Source organism: Shinella agrisoli, from assembly GCF_046557955.1.
Classification (GTDB): domain Bacteria; phylum Pseudomonadota; class Alphaproteobacteria; order Rhizobiales; family Rhizobiaceae; genus Shinella.
On the sequence record NZ_JBJIEP010000051.1, the window covers coordinates 1 to 7,547 of the forward strand.

Consider the following 7,547-nt stretch of genomic DNA (forward strand, 5'->3'; position numbering starts at 1 on the left):
CGGTCATCAGCCAGTACAAGCAGGCGCAGGTGGAGATCCGCACCGCCCACGCCATGGGCGCGCTCTCGGCCGACGAGATGACGGCCGCCCTGTCGCGCCAGCGGCAAATGACGCTTGCCAGCATCGACGAGATCAAGCGCCGGAACAGGGCGCTGGCCGAAACGCCCTCCTTGCATGGCGCTCGGGGCTTCGAGACGGCAAACCTTGCGGCTCAGTTCCAGGATATCGGCGTCACAGCGGCCATGGGCATGTCGCCGCTGCAAATCGCCCTTCAGCAGGGTACGCAGCTCTCCGCCGTGCTTTCCACGATGGACAAGCCCGTTGCTGGCCTTGCCGCTGCATTCGCCTCGGTCCTCAGCCCACTATCGCTCGTCACGATCGGCACTGTCGCCGCCGGCGCGGCTGCGATCCAGTATTTCGCGTCCGTCGGCGATGGCACCAAAACTGTCGACGAGGTCCTCGCACGGCACCAGGAGAATATTGACGCCCTCGGCCCGGCTTACCAGCGCGCCCTCGCGGAACAAAGGAAATATGCCGCGGCGAGCGTGGACGTTCTCAACGCCCGCTTGGGCGACAACGCCAAAGACGCGCAGGCCGCGCTGGTTGCCGCCGCTCAAGAAGCCTATTCCGCCATCGCCGCCGCGATGCAAGGCAGTGTCTTCGGGAGCCGCGGCGACGACAGCATGTTCCGGTTCGACGGTGCTCGCGAGGCGCTTGCGGCCTTTCTCTCCAGTATTGAGGAAGGAACACCGAAGGTTGGCGCATTCGAAGAAGAGATCAGGAGGCTGGAAACGGCCAGCGCTATCTCTCCGGAAGCTGCTAAGGAGTTGCGCAACTTCATTGCCGAGGCAGTCGCGGCCGAGGCAGAACTATCGAACGTTGTTGGTAAGGTCGATCCAGTTGCGCACGCATTTTCCGAACTGCAACGGCGTATTGACGCGGTAAACCCCTTCAATGCCACCGGGCGCTTGAGTGAATTGTCGGGAGAGCTCGACAAGCTCTGGCGCAACATGCGCGCTGGTCGGGTCGATACTACCGAGCTTGGACGTGAGCTCGACAGGCTCCGCACAGTAAATCCCGATATGTCGGACGCGATCGACGAGATCGAGCGTCTTGGACGTGCCGCGCTGGCGACCATGCAGGATGTGCAGTCGCTTGCAAATGTGACGGGTTCCCTCGGGAAAACCGGTCGAAACTCTTTGGAAGACAGGAATTCGGAACGCGGACGAGACCTCGATCTGTTTCTTCGTACGGACAACGACCTTCGTGACAAGTTGAAGGCGCAGGCCGATGAAATGGAAAGGGCCGCGAACAAGGCCGCTCGCGCCGGTGCCTCCGCCCGCAACGCCTACCGCGACCTGATCAAGTCGGCGGACGATCGCATCGCGCAGATGGCGCTTGAGGCGGAGATGGCGGGCAAGGTGGGTGTCGAGGCGGAGGCGCTGCGCTTCGAGCTCGACCTGCTGCAGCGCGCCGAGGACAAGGGCCGGTCGATCACGGGGGCGCAGCGGGCGGCGATCGCGCAGCGGGTCGAGGCGTTCAAGGAATACGCCGAGGCGGCCGCGACGGCGAAGCTCCAGGCGGACCTGCTGTGGGAGAGCGAGCAGGCCGGCCGCACCTGGATGGACCAGCAGGTTGCCGGCCGGCTGCGCTCGGCGGGCCTGCCGGTTGACTTCGAGAGCTACGAGGCCGGCCTCATCCGCATGAACCTGTCGCTGCAGGCGGCGCGCAGCTATGCCGGCGACTTCGTCGATACGCTCTTCGACGGCCTCGACCGTGGCGAGGACCTTTGGGACAGCATGGCCGATGCGGGCATCGCCGCCCTGAAGCGCCTCGGCAAGAGCCTGGTCGACGACGTCCTCAACAACATCTTCTCGATCCAGCGGGCGGCGAGCAGCGGCCTCGGCGGAGGCGGAGGCGGCATCTTCGGCGGTGGAGGCTTCCTCAACTCGATCGTCGGCACGCTGTTCTCGCCGCAGTGGCGGCTTGCCTCCAGCGGCGCGGTCGGCCTCTTCGATCGCGGCGGCTATACGGGTCCGGGCGGCATCCACGAACCGCGCGGCATCGTCCATGCCGGCGAGGTCGTGTGGTCGCAGGCCGACGTCGCGCGCGCCGGGGGCGTCGGCGTGGTCGAGGCGATGCGTCTCGGCCATCCCGGATACGCACGCGGCGGCGCGGTCGACGTGCAGCCGATGCTGCCGGCCGGACGCTCGGCCGACCAGCTCAACCAGGCGAGCGCCGCCACCGTCGCGCAGCTGAAGGTCCTTGTCGGCCTCGCCTCGGACGGCAAGCTCAACCTCCGGCCGGAGGTGGAAGCCGTCGTCGACGAGCGCGCGCCGGGCATCGCGGTCGAAATCGTCGAGCAGAACAACGCCAGCCTTCCGGACCGGGTCGCCGAGATCAACCAGCATCCGAGGTGGCGCTGATGGTCGCTCCTCTCTCCCTTGCCGAAATCTACAACCTGTTGCCGATCGCCACGGTGAAGTGGTCGCTGCAGCGCAACGACGAGCTCTCCGGCGCCGGCAGCGGCGATGTCTGGACGGCCGAGCTGTCGGACCCGCTGTGGGCCGCGGACGTCACCCTCGGCGTCGGCGAGCACGACGAGCTCAAGCAGTGCGCGGCCGCGATCCGGTCGCTGGAAGGCGCCAAGCAATCCTTCCTGCTCTGCGATCCGACCTCGGAATTTCCGCAGGCCGACAGGACCGGCACCATCCTCGGGGCCTCGGCGGTCACCATCCGCGCCGTCCATGCCAACCGCCGCATTGCCCAGCTCCGCGGCCTGCCGGCCAGCTATGTCCTGACGCTCGGCGACAAGATGCAGCTCACCCAGGGCAGCATGATCCGGTTCTTCGAGATCTCGAAGACGACGGCCGCGAACGGCGCCGGGCAGATGGACGTCCAGGTCATGCCCCGCCTGCCGCTGACGCTTGCGGCCGGCGCCGTCGTGACGCTCGTCCGGCCGGCCTGCCCGGTGATCATCCATCCCGGCAGCCACGAGCCGGGCATCGCCCGCCGAACGGTCACCGACGGCGCGTCGTTCCGCGCACTCCAGAAGAAGAGAGGTTGAGATGCGCAGCCAGCCTGCCGACGTCACGCAAGCTCTTGCCGAGGCTCCGGAAACCGGCGTTGCCACACGCCTTGCCGTCTGGATCGGAGCGCGCAACCGCGCGACGGGCGCCATCGAGGAGCTCGCCTGCTGGGAGGGAGACGACGACGCGCCGCTCACCGTCATCCGTGGCCGGGACGGCGCGACCGTCACCCGGACCTATGTCGGCGGCGCACCGCTGAAAATCGGCGACATCGTGCGCAGCTCCGACCTGACCGTCCAGACGCTGTCGATCGACCTTTCGCAGCTCGCCGACGTGGTGCGCCACGCGGTGCGCACGCACGACGTCGCGCGCGCGCCGATCGAGGTGCACGAGATCATCCTGTCGCCTGAGACCGGCCGGCCGCTCTCCGCCGACCTGCCGATCTTCGTCGGCATCATCGACGGCGCGCCGATCAAGACGCCGGCCGCCGGCGGGGAAGGCAAGGTCGCCCTGACCTGCCGGTCGGAGCTGATGGCGCTGCTGGATCGCGGCAACCCGGAGAAGGCGTCCTACGAGGCGCAGCTCCTGCGCGACGGCGACGAGTGGAACCTCTACGCCGGCGCCGTCGAGACCTGGGAAATCGCGTGGGGGCAATGATGGAGCTCAAGCGCGTACACGACTGGCGCTCGCGGTTCGAAGCCGTTGTCGACGACATCAAGACGACGCCGTTCGCCTGGGGCACGCACGATTGCGGGCCGGGCCTTGCCGGCCGCGTGGTGGTCGCCATGACGGGCGTCGATCTCGCCGCGCAATATGCCGGCGCCTATCACGATGCCGCCTCGGCCGCGCGCCTCATCCGCAGCCAGGGCTTCGACACGCTGGGCGCGCTCGTCGCCAGCATGCTGCCGGCGATCCATCCGAGCGAGGCCGAAATGGGCGACATCGCCGCCATCCGCGTGGACGGGCCGATCGGCCATGCGCTCGGCGTCGTCAACGGCGAGCGGATCATCGTGCTGAAGGAGACCGGCTACGGCACGGTCGACCTGCTCGACGCCGCAACCTGCTTCAAGGTGGGCTGATGGTCAGGATCCTTGCTACGGCCCTCCTGTTCCTGGCCCTGCTGTCGGCTTCGGCCGAGGCGGCGCCGATCGGCGCGGCGATCGCGGCGGTCGCCAACTGGTGGGCGGGCGCCGGGATCATTGCGAAGATCGCGGTCGGGCTTGCGATCCGGGTCGGCGCCGGGCTCCTCGAACAGTACCGCGCCCGCAAGGCGGCGGCGAAGAACGCGGCCGACAACCAGCCGCGCGGCGTCACGCTCCAGGTGCAGATGGGCGACACCCTGCCGAGGAGCTACCTCATCGGCACGCGGGCGACGGCCGGCACCCGCAAGTATGCCGGCGTGTGGGGCGCGGAGAACCAAACGCCGAATGCGTATTTCGTGGAGGTGCGGGAGCTCTCCTGCCTGCCCTCGCATGCCGGGCCGACCGGCCTCCAGTCGGTGAGGATCGGCGACAAATACGTCACCGTGCTGTGGGACGAGCCGCATCCGGACGGCCGGGGCTATCCGATCCTCGAATACCGCTATTCCGGCGTCGACTACTATTGGATCAAGTACCTGGACGGCTCGCAGACCGTCGCCGATCCCTACCTGGTCGACAGGTTCGGCGCTCATCCCGACCGGCCCTTCAAGCCGACGATGATCGGCCGCGGCTGCCAGGCCGTCGTCATGACCCTGCGCCATGACCGCGACGTGTTCAAGAACGGCCTGCCGGAAGCACTGTTCGTGACTGCGCCGATGCGCCTCTACGACCTGCGCAAGGACGGCTCGGCAGGCGGCAGCGGCGCGCATCGATGGGACGATCCGTCCACCTGGGCGCCGTCTGACAACCTTGCCGTCATGATGTACAACGTCGCGCGCGGCATTTACTACGACGGCCGCTGGCTGCATGGCGGCCGCAACTTTGCCGCCCACCGCCTGCCGGCCTCGGCCTGGATGGCCGCCATGAACGAGTGCGACCGCGACATGGGCGGCGGGCGCCGGCAGTTTCGCGGCGGGCTTGAGGTCCGGGTCAACGAGAGCGGCCTCGATGTCCTGGAGAAGCTGCGCGCCGGATGCGTCGGCCGCCTGGCGGAGGTGGGCGGAAACCTGAAGCCGCTCGTCGGCGCGCCGGCCGCGGCCGTCTGGTCGATTACCGACGAGACGATCGTCGTCACCCGCGACCAGGACTACGAGCCGTTCCCGAGCGTCAAGAAGGTCGTCAACACGATCCGGCCGACCTATCCGGAGCCGGCGCTCGGCTGGCGGACCAAGGAGGGGGCGGCGCGCTCCTCGGCCGCGCTGCTCGCCCGCGACGACGGCGAGGAGCTGGCGGTCGACGTCGACCTGGAAGCCGTCTTCGACGCCGACCAGGTACAGTGCATCGCCGCCACCATGATCGAGGAAGAGCAGCGCTGGCGCACGCATCGTTTCGTGCTGCCGCCGTCCGCCCGGCCGCTGGAGCCGAACGACGTCATCGGCTGGTCGAGCGAGCGCAACGGCTATGCCGACAAGAAATTCCTGATCGGCCGCATCGTCCGGGTCGCCGGGTGCCTGTGGGAAGTCGTCGTTCGCGAGATCGACCCGGCCGACTACGACCCGCCGCAGAGCCTGCCGCCCGTGGTGACCGGGCCGACCGGGCCGATCCCGATCCCGGCGCAGGGCATGACGGGCTGGGACGCCTGGGCAGGTTCCGTCCGTGACAGCGACGGCGCCGAGCGCCGTCCGACAATCGTCGTCAAATGCGCGGCCGATCTTGCCGACGTCCAGCGGGTCTGGGTGCAGGTCCGCCTGAAGTCGACCGGCGAGATCGTCTTCGACAGCGACGCCGTGCGCTATGCCGCGCCCTACCAATGGACCTTGTCGGGCGACTGGCTGCTGTCGGCAACGCAATACGAGGTGCGGGGCAAGCTCATACCGTACAGCAACCGGCCGACGGAATGGGGCGCGTGGATAACCGTACTGACGCGCGACCTGCGTTTGTCGCTTGAGGACCTCGCATCCGAGGTCCGCACCGCCCTTGAAACGCTCCGCGAGTGGATCGACGACGAGACGATCGACAACCTCGTGCAGGACACGATCGATCTTGCCCAGGCGATTGCGGCGGAAGCGGCGGCGCGGGCGCAGGCTCTTGCGGATGAGGCCACGGCGCGGGCGCAGGACCTGGCAAACGAGGCGGGGCAGCGGGCGCAGGAGATCGGCGCCGAAGTGTCGGCACGTGTTGCCGGCGCGATCGAGGCGAGCGGGCGCTATCGCGCCCTGGTCGACGAGATCACCACACTGCGCGACCGGGCGATGGACGCCGACATCGCAGACTTCCAGGCGCGGCGGGAAATCCGGCGGACGCTGGTCGCGTCCATCGAGGCCTACGCGGCGAGCTTCGACGAGCGCATCACCGTTGCGGCGGCGAGCACCGCGGCGGTGGCACAACGTACCACGGCGTTGGAAGCCTCGACGCTGTCCCTCGGAGCGGCGATTACCGCGGTGGAAGAGGCCGTGGTCGAGGGCGATGAAGCGCTTGCCCGCCAGATCGACCATCTGGCGGCCGGCAACCTCAACCAGTTCGACCAGGCCGTGGACTGGTATTTCGACGCCGGCGATGAAGGCTGGAGCGGCAACGGCGCGCCGACCGCCTCGGGCGGCTTCCTGCGCCCGGCCGATCATGCCGACGCGCCCTACGTGATCTCGCCGGCCGGCCTCGGCGTATCGGCGACCAGATACAGCCAGGTGCGTGCCCGGCTGCGCCGGACAGGAACGCCGGCGTGGCGTGGCCAGCTTTGGTGGCAGACGGCGACGGAACTGTCATGGGACGCCGCGCGGCGCGCCGTGATCGCCGAACCGACCTGGGACGGTGACGGATTTGCGCTCATCACCTTCACGCTCGACTGGACCGGCACCATCGCTAGCATCCGGCTTGAGCTGACGGAAGCGCAATCAGCCGGCAACGCGATCGAGATCGATTGGGTGGCGATCGGCCGCCCCTCGCCGGGCGCATCCGCCGCCGCGCTCGCCGCCGAGCGGGAGGCCCGCATCGACGGCGACGGCGCGAATGCAAGCGCCATCGACGCGTTGCAGGCGCGCGCCACCAATCTTGAGACGGGCGTTTCCGGCCTCGCAACGGGCGTGTCCGCGCTTGAGACGCAGGTGACAACACTCGGAAATGCCGTCACGGCGACGGGTCAGGCGCTCGAAGCGCTGGAGTTGGAGGTGGGGGACAAGGCGGACCTCGACGTGGTCAATACCATGTCCGCAGAGATCGAGGCGCTGGGAGCCGGCCTGGTCAACCAGGGCTCGACGGTCTCGGCGATCCGCGGCTCGCTCCTGCCTTCGGTCATGGCGACCGTCGACCAGGGCTTCGCGGAATACTTCGCCAACCGGAAGAACGCGATCGCGCTGACCGAGGCAACGCAGACGCTCAACAGCCGCATCGACCTGACGAACAATTCGCTGACCGCCGTCGCCGAGGCCGTCACGCAGGTCCA

At 68.4% G+C, this 7,547-nt stretch carries 4 protein-coding genes and 1 pseudogene; all 5 read left to right on the plus strand.

The window, feature by feature from the left end; all coding sequences use genetic code 11:
* The first annotated feature begins 29 nt into the window (after positions 1-29).
* Entirely contained in the window at positions 30-2,426 is a 2,397-nt protein-coding gene (locus ACIIOY_RS26485; protein ID WP_411037665.1) for a phage tail length tape measure family protein, read from the plus strand.
* The gene (locus ACIIOY_RS26490; RefSeq protein ID WP_411037666.1) at positions 2,426-3,067 is read left to right on the plus strand and encodes a hypothetical protein; all 642 of its coding nucleotides are present in this window, start codon (positions 2,426-2,428) and stop codon (positions 3,065-3,067) included. The genes ACIIOY_RS26485 and ACIIOY_RS26490 overlap by 1 nt, the downstream gene beginning before the upstream one ends.
* Position 3,068: 1 nt before the next feature.
* Complete coding sequence (locus tag ACIIOY_RS26495) at positions 3,069-3,686, plus strand: hypothetical protein (RefSeq protein WP_411037667.1); 618 nt, start codon at positions 3,069-3,071, stop codon at positions 3,684-3,686.
* Positions 3,683-4,108 (plus strand): DUF6950 family protein, encoded by a 426-nt coding sequence (locus ACIIOY_RS26500; RefSeq protein WP_411037668.1) that lies wholly within the window; start codon positions 3,683-3,685, stop codon positions 4,106-4,108. Before ACIIOY_RS26495 ends, ACIIOY_RS26500 begins: the two co-directional genes overlap by 4 nt.
* A pseudogene (locus ACIIOY_RS26505) lies at positions 4,108-7,547 on the plus strand (hypothetical protein); the annotation flags it as partial. The gene ACIIOY_RS26500 and the pseudogene ACIIOY_RS26505, both read left to right, overlap by 1 nt.